Below are 23,798 nucleotides of genomic sequence, written 5' to 3'. Positions count from 1 at the left end.
AAAAGCAACAGTAAAACTGCATGACGCGTTCCCGGCTCAGGAACGCGTATCTTTCTACAAGTACCTTTCCATGCCAAAAATGGCATCAGTTATACAGCTCCGCTACACCACGTAGTTGGTTCCCACCATTGGTCGAGATAATACGGAAAGACTTCGCGCCAGCGGCATTGGCTTTCTCTGCCAACTGCGACTGTAGATCATCCAGACTAAAACCAGTGGCGGATACGGTACCCATACTCTGGCCTTGTGAGCGCTGCACTTCTGTAGCAGCGAAGGTGCCGAAAGAAATGGTAGACAATGCGATAACTGCAACAAAATTTCTGATAGCTTTCATGATAAGATTCTCACAATTTTTTTGGTTATAAAGGCTGATATTGCCTTCGATGTGGAGCATCATAATCCTGCTATCTGGTCATTAAAAACGGGTTAATTTGCCATTGTCATTCAAAATAACTGAATATTTTAAGAGTAAGAAACATCACACTACTCACGCATATCAGTACATTAAAATTGTAGGTTTTGGACCCGGAAAGCGCCCTGAATACGGCAGCGTTCCGGGTGAGGTTGTGACAGGGCAAAGAGGGATTATTTCGAGCTGGCCAACCACTGACCGAGGATTTTCTGATACTGTCCCGTCATTTTAGCGAGATGCAGCCACTGGTCGACATACAGTTTCCAGCTCATATCATCACGCGGCAACATGTAGGCTTTTTCACCATACTGCAACGGTTTGTCAGGGTTTACCGTACACAACTGCGGATAGTGTTTCTGCTGGAATAATGCTTCAGAGGCATCGGTAATCATGACGTCCGCTTTCTTATCCACCAATTGCTGAAAAATGGTTACATTATCGTGCAAAGCCAGAGTGGCTTTCGGTAAATACGCATGTACAAACGCCTCATTAGTACCACCCGCGGGTTCCACCAGGCGAACAGCAGGTCGATTAAGCTGCTCAATGGTTTGATATTTATTCTTGTCTTCACAGCGAACGAACGGAATTTTACCGTCCACATCCAGCATATTGGTGAAAAACACCTGCTTCTGCCGCGCCAGCGTGACTGAAATCCCGCCCATGGCAATATCACATTTACCGGACTGAAAATCAGGCATTAACGTTTTCCAGCTGGTTTTCACCCACTCAACTTTTACTCCCAGGCTTTTCGCCAGCGATTCCGCCATTGAGATATCAATCCCTTCATAGCTTCCGTCGCCGCGCAACGAGGTGTAGGGCTTGTAATCTCCCGTAGTGCATACTTTCAACACACTCTGCATCTGGATCTGATCCAGATGCGAGGCGGCACTGGCACCGCCTGCGACAGTCAGCAGGACGAGCGGCAACCATTTTTTCATTTCTTCCCCTTGATTAACTATTACCCGAATTGACTACCAAAGCAGACACTGTACTTTTTTTCTTTTTGATTGAATAGCCTATCGCTATTGCCAGTAGCCAGAGCGGGATCATCCACACAGAAATACGGATCCCCAGGGTCATAGCCATAACAATTAACATTTTGAGTAAATTAAAAATTCAAACCGCAGGATAAATTCACACCTCATGTATATAGATGGGTATACCTGTCATACTTCAAGTTGCAGGTGTGTTGGCTGCGTTCGCTCACCCGAATCACTTACCTGAGTAAGCTCATCGGGATTCGCTCACTTGCCGCCTTCCTGCAACTCGAATTATTTTGGGTATACATTCTTTATTTGGTGCACAAGTGAGATGTTTTATGCGTGTAAAAGTATGATTAACCATTATAAATGCACAGTAATGAAGCACGATGATGCAACGTCTCCCGTAAAAATCCTCCCCAGCCTTGAGTGAGGTAAAACCTCTGCTTTCGGTAATGGGGAAAGCTGCTAGTCTGTAGTCCCACAACATCTTTGGCAGGTTATTGGCATGTACAACGTTGATGATTTTGATCTAAAAATTCTGCGGTTATTGCAGGCAAACGGACGTCTGACCAATCAGGAGTTAAGCGATCTGGTAGGGCTTTCCGCTTCTCAATGCTCCCGCCGCCGTATTGCACTGGAACAAGCGCAGATGATTCTTGGTTATCACGCTCGACTGGCACCAGATGCCGTAGGGCTGGAAATGCTGGGGCTGATTGAGGTCCGGCTCATCAACCATACGCCGGACTGTGTTAACAGTTTTCATACTATGCTCGGTGATGTCGACGCCATTATCGATGCCTATAAAACCACGGGTGACGCAGATTACCTGCTAAAAGTCGCCGTGTCGGACCTGCATGGCCTGAGCGACCTGATCAGCCAGATTTTGTCGCAGAATAAAAGCGTGGCACATCTAAAAACCTCTGTAGTACTCAACCGCTTGAAAGAGAATGGATTGACAACACCGGTGGCCACAACACTGCCCTAATTCAGGGCAGTATGCTTCGCGATAGTGCACAGCCATGTATAGTTAGTGCATTACTGGCACAATAATCGCGATATTCAACGGAAATAAGACCAATAAATGCATTATTTGTGCAAATTTTGATGTAATAGTTTCAATAAGTTAACATTATTGCTGCTCAGTATTAGCGTAATCCGGTATCGCCGACAGCAGCGGTGGTGCGCTTTTTGCTTGAAAGTAAAGGTGTTCTTTTGAATTGAGCGCCTTTACATGGATAACGTTATTACCACTGCAAAACTATCACACACACTTCTGGAAGATGTTCTGGCGATCCTGATCGGCACGCTGATGGTCTCTTTCGGGATTATTTTATTACGCCAGTCTGGAGCATTAACTGGCGGCACAGCCGGAATGGCTTTCCTGCTTCACTATCTGACACACGTCTCTTTCGGGATCGCCTTCTTCCTGCTCAATCTGCCATTTTATTATCTGTCTATTCACCGCATGGGATGGAACTTCACCCTCAAAACCTTCTGCGCCGTAGCACTGGTGTCACTGTTTTCCGATCTGCACACATTGTTTATCCATATCGACCATCTGAACCCGTTCTACGCCACGCTGTTTGGCAATATCATCATGGGATTGGGGTTTATTGTACTGTTCCGTCATAAAGCCAGTCTGGGCGGGGTAAATATTCTGGCGCTCTATTTACAGGATAAATATGCTATTCGGGCGGGGAAATTCCAGATGGCGGTAGATGTAACCATTGTGCTGGCTTCGCTGTTCGTGGTAAGCATACCTATGCTGATAACATCCGTGCTGGGTGCCACTATTCTGAATCTGATTATCGCGATGAACCACCGTCCGGGTCGTTATACAGTGTAAAACTGGCGCAGCACACCGTTAGCCACCGCACAACCCGATACTTTTATTATCAGGAGAATAAGACCGTGTTCCAACATGTTGACGCCTATGCTGGCGATCCCATCCTGTCACTGATGGAGAAGTTCAAACAGGACCCCAGAACTGACAAGGTTAACCTCAGTATTGGGCTGTATTATGACGAACAAGGAACGATTCCCCAGCTCCAGGCTGTCAGCATCGCTGAGCAACAGCTTCAAGCTCTGCCGGCACAGGCCTCGGTTTATCTGCCGATGGAAGGCTTGCAGCCTTACCGCAATGCGATTCAGAAACTGCTATTTGGAGAACGCCATCCGGCACTGACCGCTCAGCGTATCGCGACCATCCAGACACTGGGCGGCTCCGGCGCACTGAAAATCGGGGCGGACTTCCTCAAGCGCTATTTCCCGGAGTCAGAAGTATGGGTAAGCGATCCAACCTGGGAAAACCATGTAGCCATTTTCTCCGGTGCTGGTTTCAAGGTGCATACTTACCCCTATTTTGATGCCGACAGTCTGGGTGTCAACATCGATGCCATGCTCGACACACTGAAACAGTTACCGCCGCGCAGCATTGTGCTATTGCACCCATGCTGCCATAACCCGACCGGTTCCGACCTGACCAATTCACAATGGGATCAGGTCATTGAAGTCCTGATCAGCCGTGAACTGATCCCGTTTCTGGATATCGCCTATCAAGGCTTTGGCGACGGCATTGACGACGATGCCTACGCCATCCGCGCTATCGCAGGTACCGGACTACCGGCACTGATCAGCAATTCGTTCTCCAAAATCTTCTCGCTGTACGGTGAACGCGTTGGTGGGCTTTCCGTGGTTTGTGAAGATCAGGAAGCCGCAGTGCGTGTACTGGGTCAATTGAAAGCTACAGTTCGTCGCAACTACTCCAGCCCGCCGAGCTTCGGTGCGCAGGTGGTTTCCCGTGTGCTGAATGACGCCACGTTGAATGCGGAGTGGAAAGCGGAAGTGGAAGCGATGCGCATCCGTATTATTGCTATGCGTCAGACACTGGTCGATACCCTGAAAAAAGCGCTACCAACACGGAACTTTGATTATCTGCTGACCCAGCGTGGCATGTTCAGCTATACCGGCTTCAGCCCGGAACAGGTTGATCGCCTGCGGGAAGAGTTCGGCGTATACCTGATCGCCAGCGGTCGCGTTTGTATGGCTGGCCTCAACCACGATAACGTACAACGAGTAGCGGAAGCCTTCGCCGCGGTACAGTAAGCCCGTTTCAACCTGATCATGCCCGCGAAAGTGGGCCTCTTGTCAAACACATCTCAGCAAGAAGAACGCCTGCTTATGCAGGCGTACCCAAAAGAAATCACATAATCAGGATATGTTAGAATGATGTCCATTCGCCAGCAGATGAAGCGGCAGTGTCCTTCCCTTTGCTCATCGTAGATATTCTGCCAGCAGGCAACGCCGGAGTTAACATAGGACTCTGCTGAGAGGCATACTGAAACCGTTCAGATTCCGATTGGCTGATGTGCAGTTTAAACGCACTCACAGCTTCTGCCAGCATTGCCGCCTGTGATTGCAGAGACAACGCCGCGGAGGCCGACTCTTCAACCAATGCCGCATTCTGTTGGGTCGTCGTATCAATTTGCCCCACAGCGATGTTGATTTGGTTAATGCCATCGCTCTGCTCCCGGCTGGCTTGCGATATTTCACTGATAATATGGTTTACATCCTGCACATGAGCCGCCAGCCCATTCATTGTTTCCTCGGCAGTATCCACCAATTGCATGCCATCCTGAATATTGTCAACAGAGTCATCAATCAACTCCTTGATCTCTTTCGCCGCGGTAGCACTGCGCTGCGCCAAAGATCGAACCTCTCCGGCAACCACGGCAAACCCGCGCCCCTGCTCGCCAGCACGGGCCGCTTCCACCGCCGCATTTAGCGCCAGAATATTAGTCTGAAATGCAATGCCATCAATAACACCGATGATTTCAGCCATCCGTTGCGAAGAGTCCCGAATGCCGCGCATCTTCTGCGTGACAGAATGCATTACTTCACTACTGCGCTGCGCTGCGCTCGATGCTTTATTTGAAATTTCGGTCGCCTGATGCGTATTGTCCGCCGTATTTTTAATCGTCGATGTCAACTCTTCCATTGACGAGGCGGTTTGCTCCAACGAACTTGCCTGTTCCTCTGTCCGGGCAGAAAGGTCCTGATTTCCCGCTGCTATCTGTGAGGCTGCTGTCGAAATGGTTTCCGCGCCATCACGTACTTGACCGACAATCTGGCGCAAACTGGCATTCATGTGATCCAACGACTGGAGCAACATACCGGTTTCATCTTTGTGAACGGCTACGATCGTTGATGTCAGATCGCCCTGTGACACTTTATCCGCCACCTCTAATGCCTGATGTATCGGTCGTGTTACGCTATGCGTCATCGACCAGGCTATCCAGGCACCTAACGCGGCACAAATGGCAAAAATACCCAATAAAACCCATCGGGTCTCACTATAGGTTTTGGTCATCACATCAACTGTCGCACTCATCATGTCATCCTGATGGTCCACTAACTGATGCACCGCCTTACGATATTCTGATTGCACAGGATAAAGATGTGAATTGAACTCATTGAGCGCCGCCTCCCGATTGCCCGCCAATATTTGACTGCTGATCGTTTGTCCTGAGGTTAAAAAATCGGCACGAATACGCCGGATATTCTTAAGCATCTGAAGCGATTGAGTGTCATGAGAATTATTGGCACTGTTTTCGAGCTTATCCATCAGTTGACTTATATTTTTGGAGATATCCGCAATAGAATCGACAGTGCTTTTTATTTTTTCCTGTTCGGAGAGTAACATTAGCTGCTGGAAAACCTGGACTCCCGAATTCACATCACTAATAAGTTCATTAGAATCCACTGTCTGAGGATATAACACGGTAACAATGTCAAGCGCACTGTCATGAAAGTCAGATAATTTTTTAATAGAAATCATACTTACGATAAAAAGCATCATCACCAAAAAAGTGAACCCGGCACTTAAACGATAACCTATTCGCCAGTTAGATAAATGCATAACCCACTCCTATATTAATTCCATGGAAATAAATTCGTTAAGAAAATCTTGTTAAGACAACCACAGTGGAACTTTTGGCTTTAACATTGGAGGGGACACCATTCACGGACAGTACCAATAAAAGCTTAAAGGTAGCTCATTGGTGACTTTACCAACGCAGCATTATCCCGAAATAATTCTCGCCGCTATTTTCAGCATAAAAAATTATTTCTTTTTCACAGTCCGTGACTTATAAAAAATAACGCCACAAAATATATAAAAATAACACTGAATAGATAATCACTATTTCTTATAGAAATGCCCTCGCCACACGTCTACAGTCAACATCCATTCCGTTGCCTATTCCCTCTATCGGCAAGATGTAGGGTAGCTTTATCTTTTGATCGTTATAATCATTTAAAAAATACGAAACAATAGGATTTGGCTATTAAAAACAGCAGATCGATCGGCAGAAGGATCAAGAATCACAAGACACTGTGTTATAAAAAATTATGGCAACCATATGGGGCCTATTTACAAGGAATGTCATTACACCTGGCATCATACCTCCACAAAATGTGTCCCTCTGTTTAACACACCCGTATCTGTATACGACTTCTTATTCTCTGCCTCTGATTACCCATCCTCAGACATAGTCGGTGAATAGAAATTCATTACGTATATCCCATAACAGCCATCTGATTTTATAAGGAAAAAACAGATCAATGGTTCTGGTTATAATTTAGGCAGATATCAATATGAACTAACCATTTTTAAAATGGCGTATTGTTCACAATTCAGTTCAGCATACAACCCAATTCAACACGCATCTAACGCTTGTCACACAATAATAATTGACAATAAAATACCGCCTACGATTTAACAATTATCAGCAATCCCCAAATAGAATGGACAGGATTCTTAAACCTATGTGTTAATCCCTCGCAATTTATACAAATTTATCGTCACTCATATTGACACTAAGTAAAACATTGACTAATACTTTATTTATTTAGTCACAGCAATACTTAGCACGCTAATCAGCTATGCCGTTATCATTGGCTGCACATCTATTATTTATAATAAGTCGGTTGACGATAAATGAGAATAAGAAAGATTTTTCAGATAAACTTGTTGTGGCTGATATTAGCTATCTCTATAGCCAGCATAGTCATCACATTATTGAATAGTTATTTTTCAATTTATAAAGTACAGAAAAAATTACTTTCAGATCAAATATTTAATTTCAACTTGAATTACTCATCCAAGTTATCGGCAACAGTCGAAAGTTTTTTCTCTACCTCTAGAGAGCAATTGACCTATGGCGCACAATTAATCGAGAAAAATTATAAAGATGAAAAAAATTTACAATCTGAAGTCGAGTGCATCCGTCAACTGAGTCATAATTTCAATTCGGTCGTGGTTGTTAACAGTAGAAATTACGTCATAGCGGCATCCCCGAAAGAATTAAATCTGGTTGGAGTAACACTTACATCAAATACAAGTCAACTTGCCCTTAAAGAAAAAAAATTCTTTATCAGCCAACCATATACCTCCACGACAGGTAACTATATCATTTTTATATCAGTGCCAATTAAAGATAAGCAAGGTAATCAGGTTGGATATATCGGTGGGACCATCTATCTTAACAATCGCAGAATTCTCAACGAGTTTATGAACACCCAATTTTCTAATGACATGCATAATATCTATGTAGTTGATAAAAATGGAGTTATTATCTATAACCACAACAAACAGAACATTGGAAAAACGATTACTGACGAGCGGGTCAGAAACACTATTTTCTGGCATGATAAAGGCACATTTCTTATGCCGAGCGTTCAAGGGGAGCCACCCGCGCTTGCAGGATTCGCCAGAGTAAAAAGCTCCGATTGGACCATTATCACTTTACAATCATCTCAGTCAGTCATTGCTCCACTTAATGATGTGATGTTCAATATATTAAAAGTGGGGTCACCTGTCGTCATTCTCACATTATTGATTCTTACTATTCTTGCATTCTATATTGTCCGCCCGTTGCGTCATCTTGCCATGTCCGCCAGCAAAATGGATGAACCTGGCGTTATCGACAAAATCAAATCCGTCCCCTCCTGGTATTTAGAAGTCGAACAATTGAAGCGTGTTATTCTGTTAGGAACGGTTTTGCTACATAAACGTATCGGACGCCTCAGCTCCGAAGCACACACCGATCCATTGACCGGTTTATTAAACCGTCGTGGGCTGCATGATAGTATTGATATGATTTTATTAGAAAATGAAACCGTCTCCGCTATCGTTATTGATATCGATCATTTCAAGCATGTGAATGATACTTTCGGGCATAGTACCGGTGATGAAGTTATCCGGCTGTTAGCCCGACTCATTCGCTCCAGCGCGAGAAAGGTAGACCTTATGTGTCGTACCGGCGGTGAGGAATTTTTAATGTTGCTGCCAGGAACAAACATTCACATTGCAGCGCTAATTGCCGAGCGGCTACGAAGCAATGTGGAAAATCATCAATTTCCGGGATGTCAGCATATTACTATCTCTGTTGGCGTTACGACGTTCAATCCTGACAAATCCACATTCGATATTGCCATTAAAACCGCGGACACCGCCCTGTATCAAGCAAAAAAAGACGGCAGGAATAGAGTCGTCGTTCGGTATATTTCTGATGATGTCTCACCAGCATATTCTTGATCTTGCCACCGACCGCACAGCATCTCGCATTAATGCATATTGAAATTTATTGGGTAATTTTTTAACGACCACTATCGTTTTTCACGTCAATGCCTGGTTACTCGCCCTGCAACGTCACCACCAGCGTACGATTACCGCCGTGATTACGATGTTCACACAGGTAAATCCCTTGCCAGGTACCAATATTTAATTGTCCATTGCGGATGGGAAGACTCAGACTGTTACCCAGCAGGCTACCCTTAAGATGTGCGGGCATGTCATCACTACCCTCATAGGTGTGACGATAATAGGGCGCATCTTCCGGCACCAGATGATTGAAAAAACGTTCGAAATCCGCTCGCACGGTAGGGTCGGCATTTTCATTGAGGGTTAATGATGCAGAGGTATGCTTGATAAACACATGCATCAGGCCGATATTGATTTGCCTGATTTCACCGACTTGCGCTAACACTTCATCGGTAATCAGATGAAACCCTCTGGCTTTTAGCTTGAGACGAATTTCGTGTTGTATCCACATATCACACCCCTGCCGACAATCAATTCACGGACGTTCCAGCATCGGCTTCAGAAAACGTGCAGTATACGATTTCTCACACTGCGCCACCGTTTCCGGCGTGCCCGCTACCAGAATCTCACCGCCGCCACTACCACCTTCCGGACCGAGATCGACAATCCAGTCGGCTGTTTTGATCACGTCAAGATTATGCTCGATCACTACGATGGTATTGCCCTGGTCTCGTAACTGGTGCAGTACCGCCAGCAATTGCTGGATATCGGCAAAATGCAGGCCAGTGGTAGGCTCATCCAGAATATACAGTGTTTGCCCGGTGCCACGCTTCGACAGTTCACGCGCCAGTTTGACACGTTGTGCCTCACCCCCTGAAAGCGTGGTGGCCGACTGCCCCAAACGGATATAGGACAGCCCGACATCCATCAGCGTTTGCAGCTTGCGAGCCAGTGCCGGAATAGCATCAAAGAATTCACGGGCTTCTTCAATCGTCATATCCAGCACTTCGTGAATACTTTTGCCCTTGTATTTAATCTCCAACGTCTCGCGGTTATAGCGCTTGCCTTTACACTGATCACACGGCACATAAATATCGGGCAGGAAATGCATTTCCACTTTGATAACACCATCACCCTGACAAGCCTCGCAACGCCCACCCCGCACGTTAAAACTGAAACGACCCGGATTATATCCCCGGCTGCGAGATTCCGGCACGCCAGCAAACAGTTCACGAATCGGCGTAAAAATACCGGTATAGGTTGCCGGGTTGGAACGTGGAGTACGACCAATCGGGCTTTGGTCAATATCAATCACCTTGTCGAAATATTCCAACCCATGAATTTCCCGATACGGCGCTGGTTCACCCAGCGTCGCACCATTCAATTGTCGCTGCGCGATCGGGAACAGAGTATCGTTGATCAATGTAGACTTGCCTGAACCGGAAACCCCGGTAATACAGGTGAACAACCCGACCGGTAACGTCAGAGTTACCTCTTTCAGGTTATTACCTTTGGCACCTACCAGCTTCAGCACTTTGGTGGGATCGGCCGGGACACGCGTTTCCGGCACATCGATTTTCCGCGCACCACTGAGGAACTGACCGGTAAGTGATTCCGGCACCGCCATGATCTGCTCGACCGTACCTTCCGCGATCACTTGTCCGCCGTGAACACCAGCACCAGGGCCAATATCAATGACATGATCAGCCGCACGGATCGCCTCTTCATCATGCTCGACCACAATAACGGTATTGCCCAGATTACGCAGATGAATCAAGGTATCCAGCAGACGCTCATTGTCGCGTTGATGCAGACCGATAGATGGCTCGTCCAGCACGTACATCACGCCCACCAACCCGGCACCAATCTGGCTGGCAAGACGGATACGCTGGGCTTCTCCCCCCGATAGGGTTTCTGCCGAACGGGACAGTGACAGATAGTTCAACCCGACATTCACCAGGAATTTAAGTCGGTCACCAATCTCTTTGAGTATTTTTTCGGCGATTTGTGCCCGCTGACCACTCAGTTTCATGTTCCGAAAGAAGGTCATTGCATGACCGATGCTCATGTCGGAAATTTGTGGCAACGTGGTCTGTTCTACAAAGACATGACGCGCCTCTTCACGCAGGCGGGTACCGTGGCAGCTGGTGCAAGGACGGCTGCTGATAAATTTTGCCAGTTCCTCACGTACCGCCGTGGATTCCGTTTCCTTATAGCGACGCTCCATGTTATGCAGCACACCCTCAAACGGATGACGACGCACGGAAGTATCACCACGGTCATTGATATATTTAAATTCAATGGACTGCTTGCCGGAGCCGTAAAGAATGACGTTCTGAACCTCTGCGCCGAGATTCTCAAACGGTGCATCGACATCAAATTTATAATGCTCCGCCAGCGAGCGAAGCATCTGGAAATAGTAAAAATTACGCCGGTCCCAGCCGCGTATTGCCCCTCCCGCCAATGACAGTTCCGCATTCTGTATTACGCGTGCCGGATCGAAGAACTGTTGTACCCCCAAGCCATCACAACTCGGGCAGGCTCCGGCGGGATTATTGAAGGAGAACATACGTGGTTCCAGTTCATTCATACTGTAACCACAGACCGGACAGGCAAAATTGGCGGAGAACAGCAATTCAGATTGAGTGTCGTCGTCCATATCCGCAACAATAGCGGTGCCGCCGGACAGATCCAGTGCGGTTTCAAACGATTCAGCCAGCCGCTGGGCCAGGTCATCACGTACTTTGAAACGGTCCACCACTATTTCAATGGTGTGTTTTTTCTGAAGTTCCAGCTTCGGCGGGTCAGAAAGGTCACAGACTTCACCATCAATACGGGCACGGATATAGCCTTGTGTTGCCAGATTTTCCAGGGTTTTGGTATGTTCCCCTTTACGATCTTTCACAATGGGCGCTAACAGCATCAGACGTTTGCCTTCCGGCTGCGCCAGCACGTTATCCACCATCTGGCTGACGGTCTGGGCATCCAGCGGAATATCATGTTCAGGGCAACGCGGCTCGCCCACACGGGCAAACAGTAGACGCAGATAGTCATGAATTTCGGTAATCGTCCCGACGGTGGAACGCGGGTTATGTGAAGTGGATTTCTGTTCAATAGAAATCGCGGGTGACAACCCTTCGATATGATCAACGTCCGGTTTTTCCATCAAGGATAAAAACTGGCGGGCATAAGCTGAAAGCGACTCCACGTAGCGGCGCTGGCCTTCGGCGTACAAGGTATCAAAAGCCAGCGATGACTTGCCTGAACCGGAAAGACCGGTCACGACGATCAGTTTATCGCGTGGAATTATCAGGTTGATATTCTTGAGATTATGGGTACGGGCACCACGAACTTCGATATTATCCATTCACACTCTTCCCGCGATAAACGCTGTTTCCATCTTCTCTGGACGAAAGCAAGCCAATATGAAACGGCTGATTATGGCACAAAAAAAGCTGAATGAATATCCAGTATTAGACTGCAACAAGTGCAATAAATGGAAAATTTTCGGATAACAGCTCGCGGGTACTATCTACTATAGTGGCGTGCTAGAATCTATCGTTTACACTTTAAAAGTCGATATATCAGGAGACACCAACATGGCCAGCAGAGGCGTTAATAAAGTGATACTTCTCGGGCATCTGGGACAAGACCCCGAAGTCCGTTACATGCCGAATGGTGGCGCGGTAGCCAATATTACCCTGGCCACTTCCGAAGCCTGGCGCGACAAGCAGACCGGCGAGCAGAAAGAAAAGACAGAATGGCACCGCGTAGTACTGTTTGGCAAACTGGCAGAAGTCGCGGGTGAATATCTCCGCAAAGGGTCTCAGGTTTATATTGAAGGCCAGCTTCAGACCCGCAAATGGACAGATCAAAGTGGGCAGGATCGTTACACCACCGAAGTGGTGGTCAACGTTGGCGGCACCATGCAGATGATCGGTGGCCGTGCAGGCGGCGGTGCGGCAGCGCCAGGTGGTGCGGCGCCAGCAGGTGGCGGGAATCCACAACAAGGTGGCTGGGGACAACCACAGCAACCACCTGCCGCCAACCAGTTCAGCGGTGGCGCACAGGCAGCGGCACCACGCCCGCAAAACACGCCAGCACCCAGCAGCAACGAACCGCCGATGGATTTTGACGACGATATTCCGTTCTAGGTGCGCCGTTTTGCTTTGTAAATCAAGTGGTTAATTCGAGTTATTGAATTAATCATAGGCTGTTGGAGTGCCTATTGCAAGCCTGACTTATCCTTACTTAGTAATGGGTTTGAACCTCGAAAGAGGGAGGGGAGTGTAGCATGTCAGGAAAAGGCTGGTTGCGGGGAAATAACCTACTTTGCGCCAGCCATTGCAAATCCCATATGGTTAAGCCTGATTGGTTGAATCATAGTTCATAGTGGGTTTCGGGATATCGATGGCTCACGGTTATTTAGGAGTCATACCAATATTTATAGTAATTATTTTTAGAAGGTTACTATATCCAACAATGTTGGCACCTGCTCGGTGAGAGTGGTAATTGAACGTAAGTGAAACCTAAGTGGGATGCACCTTGACTACAAAGAAATACGGGATTACCTAAGTTGGTTAAGTAATTAACCAATATGGTAACGGAGACTCCGTAGTACCCAACGTAGCTCTGTAATGGAGTCGCAATTGGCTAACCAATCTGAAAAATATATATAAATTGATAAGTAATTATCAATGAAACTATATTCGTAAGGGGGAAGGGAGTCAGTTGGATCTATACTAATAGAAGCGGGGGTTCGATAGTCAGTGCTATCACAGAGAACACTCAATGCTCTAAATGGTATAAACAAAGCCAGTATACAAGGTTATAAGATCAAGAAACTGCATAAAATCATGTGCAGTAATAAAGATCTTTGGGCACAGGCCTATGCTAATATTTATTCTAATCAGGGAGCCATGACGAGAGGAATAAATAACAATACGATGGATGGAATGAGTGTGGACAGGATTATCAGTCTTATTCACCTCATAGAGTCCGGTTCGTACATACCCAAACCTTGTAAGCGCACGCACATACCCAAAGATGCCCGAAAACCGAATGGAAAGAAACGTCCATTAGGTATTCCAACCGGAGACGATAAATTAATACAGGAAGTAATGAGAATGTTATTGGAAGAGATCTATGAACCGGTTTTTAGCGACTGGAGCTATGGATTCAGGCCTGAGCGTTCCTGTCATTCTGCATTAAAAGAAATCAGAAACGGTTGGAAAGGAACAAAATGGGTATGTGATGTTGATATCAAAGGTTACTTCGACAACATTGACCACGATCTGCTGCTGAAATTCCTGAGCAAGCGGATCGCTGATAACAAATTTCTGGCGCTTCTCAAGAAGTTCCTGAAAGCTGGCTATCTGGACAACTGGCGTTACTTTGGCACTCATAGCGGAACACCACAAGGTGGCATTATCTCCCCTATTCTTGCCAATGTATTTCTCCACGAGCTTGATGAATTTATGAAAAATAGAATCACCGAGTTCGGCAAAGGAGGACGGAGGAAACCCAATCCCATATACAGAAGAGCACTACAAAACCGGACAAATCGTATTAAATGGATCAGGCAAGGTTTCGGCGCTTCAGGAATGCCTGCTGATGAGCAGAAAATCCAAAAGTGGAAACAGGAAGCGGATGAACTGGAGAAACAATTGCGCACACTACCCAGTGTTATTATGGATGATACTGAATTCAAAAGAATGCGGTATGTTCGATATGCTGATGATTTTCTGATTGGAGTGATAGGAAGTAAAGGTGAGGCAAAAAAGATAATGGAAGAGGTTGTCGATTTTGTTGAATCCGAACTTCATTTGGAAATATCAAAGGAAAAATCCGGAATTATTGACCCGAAGAAAGGATTCACTTTTCTCGGTTATGAAATAAAAACACGCCGTGAAAGAAAACAGGTCAAATGTGTTGTAGGGCTTAATACAGATGGAAGTAAAACTCATGCGGTAAAACGTACGATAACGGAACACGTCCATCTGGGTGTACCGAGGGAAAGAATCCTGAAATTCTGCTCTCTACGTGGCTATGGGAATTACGATGGCGGATATGGTAATAGTGCGGCTCGGCCAGCAATGATGCACATGTCTGACTATGAAATCATTGGTCAGTACAACGCTGAAATGCGCGGCTACGCGAATTACTACAATCTTGCCCCCGTTCTCTATCTCAATAAGTTGCATTGGATATGGGAAAATAGTCTTTATAAGACACTGGCAGGTAAACATCGGATATCTCGCACCAAAATCGCGCGGCGGTTAAGGCAAGCGGATGGCAGGTATGTTTATCGGGAAAATCGTAATGGAAAGGTATATGAGTTGGAGGTATTTAGACTCAAAAACAGGAGTGCGCCCAAACACAGTTCACCGGATATATTGCCGAATACGCATAAATATTCTGGTAGAACTGAATTGCTGGACAGGATGGCTGCATGCCAATGTGAATATTGCGGTACCAGAACCGGCCCTTTTGAAGTCCACCATGTGAGGAAACTTAAGGATATCAAGTCGGGTACAGATAACTGGAAGAAGCTGATGATTGCCCGTAACAGGAAAACATTAGTGATCTGCCGGATCTGTCACGTCAACCTTCACAGAGGAACACTGCCAGACCGAAGAAGCTTTGTTTGATCCAATGGAGAGCCGGATGCATAGAAATGTGCAAGTCCGGTTCGGTGGGGGGGTAACGGCTAATCCGTCAGGACGCACGTACCCTACCCAACCGCCTACCTGAGAGCACCTCTATAAAGAAGTCACTATAATGCCCTGTATTTACAGGGTATTTCATTTTTATGGACGTAAAAAATATAATGCATCGCCAAAAGAAGTGGCCTACCTTGCTGATATACAAACGTTGAGCATCAGCATAAAACTTTCAGCTCGGTTATTAGACTGTCGAATTTTTTGCACCAGAAAACCGCACTGTAATACATCAACCACCGCAGCCAGTACGGCTACCGAGGCGAATATCGCCTGCTGGCACCACGTTATTGTCAATCCAACACTGCCACTGTTTTAATCTGCGCCCAGACAAACTGCCCGGGACATAATTCCAGCAAGCGACATGACCGCCGGGTGATATTCGCCAGCAAGGGCGTCTCGCCAACCTTGAGCCGAACAAGCATTTGAGCGGGATGGTGACTCTCCGTCATATCGACGACCTGTACTTTCAAGCGATTAAGAATACTGCTTGCACCCGGGAGTTCACAGCACAGGCTCACATCATTCGCATTGATACCACAACGCACCGTCTGCCCAATCGGCAGATCCCGCTGCATCACCCACAACTCGCCACCAGCAAAACCGATACGACTCAATCCGTCTGCGGACTCGTGCGCCACGATGCGCCCTTCTATCACAGTTTGCACCGGCATATCCGGCCGACTCGACCACGCCAGATTCGCCAATGTCGCCTGTAATGCTCCACTTGCCTGCACTCGACCTTCACTAAGCAATACCAGGTGATCGGCGAGTCGCAGTACTTCGTCGAGTGAATGGCTAACATAGATCACGGGGATACTGAGTTCCCGATGCAATCGCTCGAGATAAGGAAGAATTTCGTTCTTGCGCTGCTGATCCAGCGCAGCCAGTGGCTCATCCATCAGCAACACTCGAGGCTGAGCGAGCAGAGCACGAGCAATAGCGACGCGCTGACGCTCCCCGCCGGAGAGTGTGGACGGATCCCGTTCCAATAGATGGTCAATGCCAAAACGCTCAGCCATTTCTTCTAGTGCCTGTCGGCGTGTATCAGAGGGAAACGCCCGTGACTGGGCGAAAGCCAGATTGCCGCGCACCGACCAATGCGGCAAGAGACTCGCTTCCTGGAAAACATAACCCAGCGCCCGCTCACGCGTCGGCATAAAGTGAAACTCATCCTGCCAACACACACCATTGACCGTAATCTCGGCCACACTGGCCCGTTCCAGCCCAGCCAGACAACGCAAAAGTGTCGTCTTGCCCGAACCTGAAGGCCCAAAAAATGCGGTAATTCCATGCCCAGGTAACTGCAAGTCAACATCAAGTGTAAAGCCGGGTCGAATAACACACACGCGAACCGAAATTACCGGAATGTCAAAAGAACCGCTGTCCGGCAGCATCACAGACTCCTACTGAAAGACAGTTTCCGAAGTACCATAAAAACCAGTAAAGACACCACACCCAACAAACTCGACAGTACGCTGGCACGGCTAAAGTCCCCACTGAAGACGGCGTTGTAGATTTCGAGCGACAACGTATTGGTTTTGCCGACGATATTGCCACCCAGCATAAGCGTGACACCGACCTCACCCAAAGCGCGTCCCAGGCCAAGAATCAGCCCGGTGGCAAGGGGTATTCGCAAATTGGGTAGCAGCACCAGTAGAAAGATTTCAATCTCGCCCTTGCCCAGCGTCCTCGCCACTTCTCCATGCCGGGTACTCAATTCCCGCATGGCCACCTCGACCGGCTTGACCACCAGCGGCAGCCCAGCCAGAAATGAGGCGATCACCACTCCCGGCAGAGCAAAAACGACGTTTTGCCCCATACTCTCCAGCCATTGTCCAACCCAACCATGTCGCCCAAGCAGCAAAAGCAGTGCGAACCCCGTGGCAATCGGCGGAAAGACCAACGGCAAAGTCACCACCACATCAAGCAATCCCTGTCCGGGCCAGGATCGACGGCTGAGCAAATAACCCAAGCCCAGCCCGGCAAACAGATGCAAAACCAGCGTTATCGCCAAAACCCGCAAGGTCAGACCGAGTGAAAATTGTACGTCAGGCAGCAACAAGGTATCCCAAAACGTTTGCAGAAAACTCATTGCAAACCATGCATGGCCAAAATCGCGTGCGCAGAGGGTGATTGCAGATAGGTCGCAAAAGCTTGCACTCCTGCGTTACCCTCCCAACCGTTTAGGATTGCAGCTGTAATGTGGATCCGACTATAACTTGCTGGGTCAATCTCAATATAACCACCAATTTGTTCACGAATACCCAGCGCATCGGTGAGATTGATAAAACCGGCATCAACATCTCCGCTAATCAGATAAGCCGAAACCTGAGGCACTGTCGAGACCTTCATTAATTTGTCTCGAATCTGACGTTCGAGCCCACTCTTGACCAAAAACGCCTGAGCGGCCTTGCCGTAAGTAGCATTAGCAGGCTCTGGCATTGCGATTCGACGCCAGGCCGGATCACTCAGCTCCTGAGCCTGCTTCAGGGTTTTACCTTTGGCGTAAGCCAGCACCAACTTTCCATCACCCAGCGCAATCGTTTTCGCTATGTCGATACCCCGGAATTTCTGCAGAAAGTCCTGATCGGCCAGAATCATGGCGACCTTACCGCTCTGCTTTATCTGGGCAGAAACCTGGGCCATATTTCCGAAGAACACGTCGATCCGATTCCCCGTAGATGCTTCATAAGCCCGGGTCAAGTCGGTTACCGGTCGCTTGTAACCCGCTCCCGCTGCCAACAAAAAAGGTTCGGCATGTAGTGTGCTCATCCAGCACAGAAGAAAGACAAAAAATATTTTTTTCATGATAGGTTCCAGAAAAGATCGGGTTGATCCGTCCAATCTTTCGAACAGTCGCAACAGTCATGTCAGAATACACAACCGTCATGCCAACATTGAGCGTTATATATTAACCTATATTCCGGTGATATCTATACGTTGTCATGCATTTCCATAGACGTTGATAAAGACCGACACTTCCTTTTTAGCCTTGCCAGATGCTGTCCCAGGTTCAGATGGTGACATTCAATACACGACTCCCTTGAGCCAAATGGTGATACCACCAGTGTCACCACCTATCGAAACAGATGAGGAAATAATGCTGCTTTAAACAGGCGCATGGAGCGTCAAAGTAGTGCAAATGATTTGGGTAGAGGGGTTTTCTTGCGCGAAGAAGAAGCGTTCAACGCTATTCAAGCTCAATAGCTTTTATTTAAAAAAACCATATTTTCCAGAATATTATCCGCTATCAAGGCTGAACATGAGCTTGTGAATATCAAGCCTAGATAAAAATGGCACGAGAAGTGCTTTGATTAAATTGTCGACAGACGCCAGTCGACGACAAAAGGATTCAAGCTATGAGTATGATTTCTCCAATTGCACAACGTCCCACCAAGCGAAGCGAAGTCGGCGAGCGTTTGCGCGAAGCAATTCTGAGCGGCTTTCTAAAACCTGGGGTCAAGCTTGTCGAATCGCAAATTGCAAAAGATTTCGGTATCAGCCGGGCACCTCTGCGTGAAGCTATCTCGGCATTGGTAGAAGAAGGGTTGATTATCAATGAGCCTTTTGGTGGCTATTACATACAAACCCTTAGCGAACAAAGCTTGCGGGATTTGTACGGTATGCGGAGAGTGCTGGAAACGTTTGCATTCGAAACCATTTGGCATAAGCGCACGCAGATGTTTTGTGATGACTTGTTGCGGCGCAACGAAGCGTTGAAAACCTGCATCCGCTCGGGCGATAAAGCCAAAGCGATAAAAGCTGAGTTGAGCCTGCACGGAGCGGTCTTTGAACGTTGCGGCAATGCTCTGCTGCTTAACGTATGGCGCGGTTTGTCGGGACAGCTTCAGCTCTATTGGTCCATGCATCAAGAGAGTCACGGTCGCGCCGGGGCCAAACTGGATGCTCATGAAGAGTATGTAGCGTTGGCTTGCGGTGATGATTTTGAGCTGATGCGTTCCGAGATTTCCGAACACGTCCAGAGAGGATTAGAAAAAGTAGTTACCTCTTTGGAAGCCCACACAGATAGCGTGAATCAACCTTAGCAAGCGAATTAAACAGGTAAAGATCATGTCTGAAACATTGATGAGCATTTCTTGTCTTCACAAAAAATTTGGCGATTTGCATGTCTTAAAAGGCGTAGATCTCGACGTTAAAAAAGGCGACAGGATTGCCATCATCGGAGGGAGCGGATCAGGTAAAAGCACCATGCTGCGCTGTCTGAACTTCATGGAAACGCCCACTACTGGCATGATCAAGCTTGATGGGAAGGTTATTGGAAAAGAGACCGGTCGCGGCAGCGATGGAGAAGTATTCATGTCCTATCCTGAGCGCGATCTCTGCGAGGTACGCAAAAAAGTCGGGATGGTGTTCCAACAATTCAACCTGTTTCCCCATATGACGGTGTTAGAAAATGTCATGGAAGGACTTATACAGGTGAAGAAAAAAAGCAAAGCCGAGGCGCGCGAAATCGCGCTCCGAGAGCTTGGCAATGTGGGCTTGAATTCAAAAAACGATGCATATCCGACCCGGCTTTCAGGTGGTCAGCAACAACGGGTTGCAATTGCACGGGCTTTGGCAATGGAACCTGAGATTTTACTCTTTGATGAACCGACTTCGTCCCTTGATCCTGAATTGGTGGGTGAAGTGCTGAACGTCATTAATGGGTTGGCGGATGAGGGACGAACAATGCTCCTGGTAACGCATGAACTGGGTTTTGCCTATCATTTTGCTAACAGGGTTATCTTTTTCGCTGATGGAGAATTTCATGAGGCAGGCACTCCTCAAGAGGTTTTGAAGTCCCCCCAGAAAGAGAAAACCCAAGAATTTATCAAGCGCTTCACCGCTTTCCATTTCTGAGTCAGATTCAAGGATCCAATATGAGCACCACTCGTTCTACTACCAGTTCCCAGGCGTACTTGCCGGACCCACGCAATGATGATGTCTTGGTTTATATCAACGGTGAGTTTGTTCCTAAAAACCAAGCGACAGTTTCAGTTTTCGATAGCGGTTTTGTACTGGGTGATGGCGTCTGGGAAGGTGTGAGGCTGGTTAAGGGAAAAATCGTATCGTTTGATTTGCATATCAACCGTATCTTCGACGGCGCCAAATCCATCGAGTTAGATATTGGCGTCACAAAGGAAGAACTCAAAGGTCTTATTTTGAAGACGTTAGAAGTCAACAACATGACTGATGGCGCTCACGTTCGCTTAATGATCAGCCGTGGCAAGAAACACACGCCAAATCAAGACCCTCGTTTCGCGTTAGGCCAGGCGACCATTGTCATTGTCGCAGAATACAAAGTCATCGATAAATCGAAGAAGACGGGTATCAAACTCTACACGTCAACATTCCGATGCAGTGCACCTGATGTATTCGATTTACGACTGAATTCACATAGTCGTCTGAATCTCATTCAAGCATTAATTCAAGCTATCAATGCGGGTGCTGATGAAGCACTGATGCTTGACCCACATGGTTTCGTTGCCAGCTGTAACTCTACCAATTTCTTTATCGTGCGCGGTGATGAGCTGTGGACATCCACAGGTAAATACAATTTCAACGGAATCACTCATAAGACCATTAAGCGCCTCGCTGAAGAAAATGGCATCAAGCTATTCGTCGGCGATTACACCCTCGCTGAAATTTATACTGCCGATGAGGCTTTTCTGACCGGCACTCTTGGAGGAATTACACCTGTGACAATGGTCGATGGGAAAGGGATTGGTGCAGGTAAACCTGGCCCGATGACGGCCAAGCTGAGTGAGCTTTACGAGAGCTACATCAACAACTAATTAATCGCTTATCTAGGATGGGAACACGATGAATCATATTGGTAACGTTTTTCAAAAATCTGCGCGAGTGTTTCTCATGTGTTGCGTAGCCGCCATGCCGCTCATTGCGTCAGCGGCTGATAATACGTTGGAAAACGTCAAAAGCGCCAACGTACTGAGGATTGGCGTGGCTTCAGGCGATCCCTGGTACTACAAAGATCCGATCAGCGGTAACTGGACAGGCGTAGGGTACAAAATCGGCGAGAGAATAGCGAAAGACCTTGGTGTGAAGCTAATGCCTGTCGAGACTACATACGGAAATGCCGCCGCGGCGCTTCAGGCAAATCAGATCGATATCATGTTGGTGCTAGACGCCACTGAAGAGCGCAAGAAAGCGCTGGATTTCCCCCAGCAGCCGCTGCTCTGGTACAAGCAAGGCGTCCTTGCTCGCACGGGTGTGAAAGCAGGCAAATGGGAAGATCTCAATAAGCCCGGGGTACGTATTGGTGTTGTATTAGGCACCGCAACCGACCGGGATTTAACTAAGCGCCTGCCTAACGCGAACATTGAGCGATTCTCCAATACCGATGAAACCGTAGCAGCATTCATGGCGAACCGAATTGATGTGTTTGCTTTCTACCATCCCGCATTGGCGATTGCTCAATCACATATCCGTACCGGTAATCTGGTAATCCCTGAACCAGTAGTCGAAATGCCGACCAGCGCTGGCGTACGCAAAGAAGGTGATCAGGTATGGGTTCACTACATAAACGCCGAATTCCAAAAGCTGAATAACGAAGGTTTCGTCCAGAAGGTATTCAGTGACTACATGGCCTCGAAGGGCTTGGATCCCAATAAGATTCCCAGCATTAAAAAGTAATTAAAACATAGTGCTGGAGCCGCTTATGTGGGCTCAGTACTGCTGACTGTAACTCTCGTGTTTATAGGTGTCGCATGAATTACCAATGGAACTTCGGTTCGGTTTGGCAACATCGAGAGATGTTCTTGACCGGCATCATAGGCACCGCACAGTTAGCCGCGCTCTCAGTGGGAATCGGAATTGTCGTTGGGTGCATTGTTGCAGTGATGCGTCTTTCACATAAAAAATACTTAAACGCACCGGCTACGGTTTTCGTCGAGTTTTATCGGAATACGCCGCCACTTGTACATTTCTTCTGGTTTTTTTATGCGCTACCAATGGTAGCCGGAATAAATCTTTCGCCTTACTGGGCAGCGACTATCGCTTTGGCTACCCAATCAGGCGCCTTTTATGCAGAAGTCTTTCGAGGAGGAATCAAATCAGTCGAGAAGGGGCAATGGGAAGGGGCGAAAGCTATAGGAATGTCGCATTTTCGCACCATGTTCCGGGTGATCGTACCCCAGGCAGCGCGGAGAATGGCCGGGCCTTTTATCGAGCGAACGTTCGAATTGACGAAAACAACCTCTCTTGCATCCACACTGGCCTACTCCGATATCCTGTACCAAGCTATGCGAGTCAACAGTATGACTTTCAGACCTCTTGAGGTTTACACCACTGTTGCACTTATTTACTTCGTTTCACTGTTGATGCTGAGCACGCTATTTAGAATTGCGGAGCACCGCCTGGTTCGGTACTGAGGAGATAACCGATGCACTTTTCATGGGATATGGCGGTTACACTAGAGAGCTTACCCGTACTCCTCAAGGGAGTGTACATGACAATTCAGTTATGGTTGGTAGCCTTCCCTATTGGTATGGCCGTAGGCGGGTTGCTTGGGCTCGCCAGGACGTCATCTAACAAACTGCTGAACATCTCCGCCATTGCCTATGTCGAGGTGTTTCGCAATACGCCGGTTCTCATCCAGTTGATTTGGTTTTATTACGCATTGCCAGTACTCACAGGCTATCAAATGACCGCTTTTGAGGCTGCGGTCCTGGGTCTTACCCTGAATACATCCGCTTACTGTACGGAGATATACCGAAGTGGAATTCATTCCATTAGCCGTGGCCAATGGGAAGGTGCCAAGGCTGTGGGGATGCGCCGTAGTCAAATCTTGAAACGTATTATCTTTCCTCAGGTATTCAAGCGGATGCTTCCGGCATTCACTAACCGAGGGATAGAACTAGCAAAAATGACTTCGCTTTGTTCGGTCATTGCGGTCCATGAGATTATGTACCAAGGACGCCTGCTAAGCGCCGCATTCTACAAGCCGTTCGAAATATTTACCTGCGTAGCAGTGATCTATTTCCTGGTGATTTATCCAGGAAGCTGGCTGTCTTCCAGGCTTGAGAAGAAATACGCCAGGTTTGATTAATCGTAAGCGC

The 23,798-nt window shown here is 47.4% G+C and carries 21 protein-coding genes; 12 read left to right on the top strand and 9 right to left on the bottom strand.

The window, feature by feature from the left end:
• Nucleotides 1-85 precede the first annotated feature (85 nt).
• A complete protein-coding gene (bhsA, locus tag RS889_RS03930) occupies nt 86-334 on the bottom strand; it encodes a multiple stress resistance protein BhsA (protein WP_315709400.1) in 249 nt (82 codons plus the stop codon).
• Between the two features lie 251 nt (nt 335-585).
• Nucleotides 586-1,350, bottom strand: coding sequence for a transporter substrate-binding domain-containing protein (locus tag RS889_RS03925; protein WP_315709399.1), 765 nt, complete (start codon nt 1,348-1,350; stop codon nt 586-588).
• A 550-nt stretch (nt 1,351-1,900) separates the two neighbouring features.
• On the opposite strand from RS889_RS03925, the gene RS889_RS03920 reads away from it, so the two are divergent.
• The 3 genes from RS889_RS03920 (at nt 1,901) to RS889_RS03910 (ending at nt 4,500) form a co-directional block, all read left to right on the top strand.
• The gene (locus tag RS889_RS03920) at nt 1,901-2,380 is read left to right on the top strand and encodes an Lrp/AsnC family transcriptional regulator (protein WP_315709397.1); all 480 of its coding nucleotides are present in this window, start codon (nt 1,901-1,903) and stop codon (nt 2,378-2,380) included.
• 246 nt (nt 2,381-2,626) lie between these two features.
• On the top strand, nt 2,627-3,241 hold the full coding sequence (locus RS889_RS03915; protein WP_290180486.1) for a YitT family protein: 615 nt from the start codon (nt 2,627-2,629) through the stop codon (nt 3,239-3,241).
• A gap of 65 nt (nt 3,242-3,306) precedes the next feature.
• On the top strand, nt 3,307-4,500 hold the full coding sequence (locus RS889_RS03910) for an amino acid aminotransferase (RefSeq protein WP_021017665.1): 1,194 nt from the start codon (nt 3,307-3,309) through the stop codon (nt 4,498-4,500).
• A gap of 115 nt (nt 4,501-4,615) precedes the next feature.
• Here RS889_RS03910 and RS889_RS03905 read toward each other — a convergent pair whose 3' ends face one another.
• Nucleotides 4,616-6,313 carry a methyl-accepting chemotaxis protein gene (locus tag RS889_RS03905; protein WP_315709395.1) on the bottom strand — a complete coding sequence of 566 codons (1,698 nt, stop codon included), beginning with the start codon at nt 6,311-6,313 and terminating at the stop codon, nt 4,616-4,618.
• 1,113 nt (nt 6,314-7,426) lie between these two features.
• Here RS889_RS03905 and RS889_RS03900 point away from each other — a divergent pair.
• Nucleotides 7,427-8,992 carry a sensor domain-containing diguanylate cyclase gene (locus RS889_RS03900; protein ID WP_425475111.1) on the top strand — a complete coding sequence of 522 codons (1,566 nt, stop codon included), beginning with the start codon at nt 7,427-7,429 and terminating at the stop codon, nt 8,990-8,992.
• A 97-nt stretch (nt 8,993-9,089) separates the two neighbouring features.
• On the opposite strand, the gene RS889_RS03895 is transcribed toward RS889_RS03900, so the two are convergent.
• Nucleotides 9,090-9,509 carry a secondary thiamine-phosphate synthase enzyme YjbQ gene (locus RS889_RS03895; RefSeq protein WP_315709393.1) on the bottom strand — a complete coding sequence of 140 codons (420 nt, stop codon included), beginning with the start codon at nt 9,507-9,509 and terminating at the stop codon, nt 9,090-9,092.
• Nucleotides 9,510-9,533: 24 nt separating this feature from the next.
• A complete protein-coding gene (uvrA, locus tag RS889_RS03890; RefSeq protein WP_315709392.1) occupies nt 9,534-12,365 on the bottom strand; it encodes an excinuclease ABC subunit UvrA in 2,832 nt (943 codons plus the stop codon).
• 232 nt (nt 12,366-12,597) lie between these two features.
• On the opposite strand from uvrA, the gene RS889_RS03885 reads away from it, so the two are divergent.
• The gene (locus RS889_RS03885; RefSeq protein ID WP_021017059.1) at nt 12,598-13,152 is read left to right on the top strand and encodes a single-stranded DNA-binding protein; all 555 of its coding nucleotides are present in this window, start codon (nt 12,598-12,600) and stop codon (nt 13,150-13,152) included.
• A 615-nt stretch (nt 13,153-13,767) separates the two neighbouring features.
• Nucleotides 13,768-15,648, top strand: a complete 1,881-nt coding sequence (locus tag RS889_RS03880) for a reverse transcriptase domain-containing protein (RefSeq protein ID WP_315709390.1) — start codon at nt 13,768-13,770, stop codon at nt 15,646-15,648.
• A gap of 362 nt (nt 15,649-16,010) precedes the next feature.
• Here the strand turns inward: RS889_RS03880 and modC are convergent, their stop codons facing one another.
• From modC to RS889_RS03860, 4 genes are all read right to left on the bottom strand, one after another.
• On the bottom strand, nt 16,011-17,114 hold the full coding sequence (gene modC, locus RS889_RS03875; RefSeq protein ID WP_315709389.1) for a molybdenum ABC transporter ATP-binding protein: 1,104 nt from the start codon (nt 17,112-17,114) through the stop codon (nt 16,011-16,013).
• A complete protein-coding gene (locus RS889_RS03870; protein ID WP_021017066.1) occupies nt 17,114-17,812 on the bottom strand; it encodes a molybdate ABC transporter permease subunit in 699 nt (232 codons plus the stop codon). The genes modC and RS889_RS03870 overlap by 1 nt, the downstream gene beginning before the upstream one ends.
• A complete protein-coding gene (modA, locus tag RS889_RS03865; protein WP_315709387.1) occupies nt 17,809-18,528 on the bottom strand; it encodes a molybdate ABC transporter substrate-binding protein in 720 nt (239 codons plus the stop codon). The genes RS889_RS03870 and modA overlap by 4 nt, the downstream gene beginning before the upstream one ends.
• 125 nt (nt 18,529-18,653) lie before the next feature.
• Entirely contained in the window at nt 18,654-18,785 is a 132-nt protein-coding gene (locus RS889_RS03860; RefSeq protein ID WP_425475110.1) for an IS1 family transposase, read from the bottom strand.
• 294 nt (nt 18,786-19,079) lie between these two features.
• Between RS889_RS03860 and RS889_RS03855 the strand changes: the two genes are divergently transcribed.
• From RS889_RS03855 to RS889_RS03830, 6 genes are all read left to right on the top strand, one after another.
• The gene (locus tag RS889_RS03855; protein ID WP_315709386.1) at nt 19,080-19,766 is read left to right on the top strand and encodes a GntR family transcriptional regulator; all 687 of its coding nucleotides are present in this window, start codon (nt 19,080-19,082) and stop codon (nt 19,764-19,766) included.
• 25 nt (nt 19,767-19,791) lie between these two features.
• A complete protein-coding gene (locus RS889_RS03850) occupies nt 19,792-20,580 on the top strand; it encodes an amino acid ABC transporter ATP-binding protein (protein ID WP_315709384.1) in 789 nt (262 codons plus the stop codon).
• 20 nt (nt 20,581-20,600) lie between these two features.
• The gene (locus RS889_RS03845; protein ID WP_315709382.1) at nt 20,601-21,515 is read left to right on the top strand and encodes an aminotransferase class IV; all 915 of its coding nucleotides are present in this window, start codon (nt 20,601-20,603) and stop codon (nt 21,513-21,515) included.
• 28 nt (nt 21,516-21,543) lie between these two features.
• Complete coding sequence (locus RS889_RS03840) at nt 21,544-22,374, top strand: transporter substrate-binding domain-containing protein (RefSeq protein WP_315709381.1); 831 nt, start codon at nt 21,544-21,546, stop codon at nt 22,372-22,374.
• A gap of 74 nt (nt 22,375-22,448) precedes the next feature.
• Complete coding sequence (locus RS889_RS03835; RefSeq protein WP_315709380.1) at nt 22,449-23,111, top strand: amino acid ABC transporter permease; 663 nt, start codon at nt 22,449-22,451, stop codon at nt 23,109-23,111.
• An 11-nt stretch (nt 23,112-23,122) separates the two neighbouring features.
• Complete coding sequence (locus RS889_RS03830; protein ID WP_021017073.1) at nt 23,123-23,788, top strand: amino acid ABC transporter permease; 666 nt, start codon at nt 23,123-23,125, stop codon at nt 23,786-23,788.
• Nucleotides 23,789-23,798 lie beyond the last annotated feature (10 nt).

This window comes from Brenneria uluponensis (assembly GCF_032395385.1).
Lineage (GTDB): Bacteria > Pseudomonadota > Gammaproteobacteria > Enterobacterales > Enterobacteriaceae > Prodigiosinella > Prodigiosinella aquatilis.
Note: the sequence above shows the minus strand (reverse complement) of the source record. Positions and strands in the feature narration are given on the sequence as shown.

Bases quoted from the DNA above. Each gene is read 5' to 3' on its own strand.
- RS889_RS03835 (WP_315709380.1), top strand. From the start codon at position 22,449: ATGAATTACCAATGGAACTTCGGTTCGGTTTGGCAACATCGAGAGATG.
- RS889_RS03905 (WP_315709395.1), bottom strand. From the start codon at position 6,313: ATGCATTTATCTAACTGGCGAATAGGTTATCGTTTAAGTGCCGGGTTC.
- modC (WP_315709389.1), bottom strand. From the start codon at position 17,114: ATGCTGCCGGACAGCGGTTCTTTTGACATTCCGGTAATTTCGGTTCGC.
- RS889_RS03845 (WP_315709382.1), top strand. From the start codon at position 20,601: ATGAGCACCACTCGTTCTACTACCAGTTCCCAGGCGTACTTGCCGGAC.
- RS889_RS03830 (WP_021017073.1), top strand. From the start codon at position 23,123: ATGCACTTTTCATGGGATATGGCGGTTACACTAGAGAGCTTACCCGTA.
- bhsA (WP_315709400.1), bottom strand. From the start codon at position 334: ATGAAAGCTATCAGAAATTTTGTTGCAGTTATCGCATTGTCTACCATT.
- RS889_RS03895 (WP_315709393.1), bottom strand. From the start codon at position 9,509: ATGTGGATACAACACGAAATTCGTCTCAAGCTAAAAGCCAGAGGGTTT.
- RS889_RS03925 (WP_315709399.1), bottom strand. From the start codon at position 1,350: ATGAAAAAATGGTTGCCGCTCGTCCTGCTGACTGTCGCAGGCGGTGCC.
- RS889_RS03840 (WP_315709381.1), top strand. From the start codon at position 21,544: ATGAATCATATTGGTAACGTTTTTCAAAAATCTGCGCGAGTGTTTCTC.
- uvrA (WP_315709392.1), bottom strand. From the start codon at position 12,365: ATGGATAATATCGAAGTTCGTGGTGCCCGTACCCATAATCTCAAGAAT.
- RS889_RS03850 (WP_315709384.1), top strand. From the start codon at position 19,792: ATGTCTGAAACATTGATGAGCATTTCTTGTCTTCACAAAAAATTTGGC.
- RS889_RS03855 (WP_315709386.1), top strand. From the start codon at position 19,080: ATGAGTATGATTTCTCCAATTGCACAACGTCCCACCAAGCGAAGCGAA.
- RS889_RS03885 (WP_021017059.1), top strand. From the start codon at position 12,598: ATGGCCAGCAGAGGCGTTAATAAAGTGATACTTCTCGGGCATCTGGGA.
- modA (WP_315709387.1), bottom strand. From the start codon at position 18,528: ATGAAAAAAATATTTTTTGTCTTTCTTCTGTGCTGGATGAGCACACTA.
- RS889_RS03870 (WP_021017066.1), bottom strand. From the start codon at position 17,812: ATGAGTTTTCTGCAAACGTTTTGGGATACCTTGTTGCTGCCTGACGTA.
- RS889_RS03920 (WP_315709397.1), top strand. From the start codon at position 1,901: ATGTACAACGTTGATGATTTTGATCTAAAAATTCTGCGGTTATTGCAG.
- RS889_RS03915 (WP_290180486.1), top strand. From the start codon at position 2,627: ATGGATAACGTTATTACCACTGCAAAACTATCACACACACTTCTGGAA.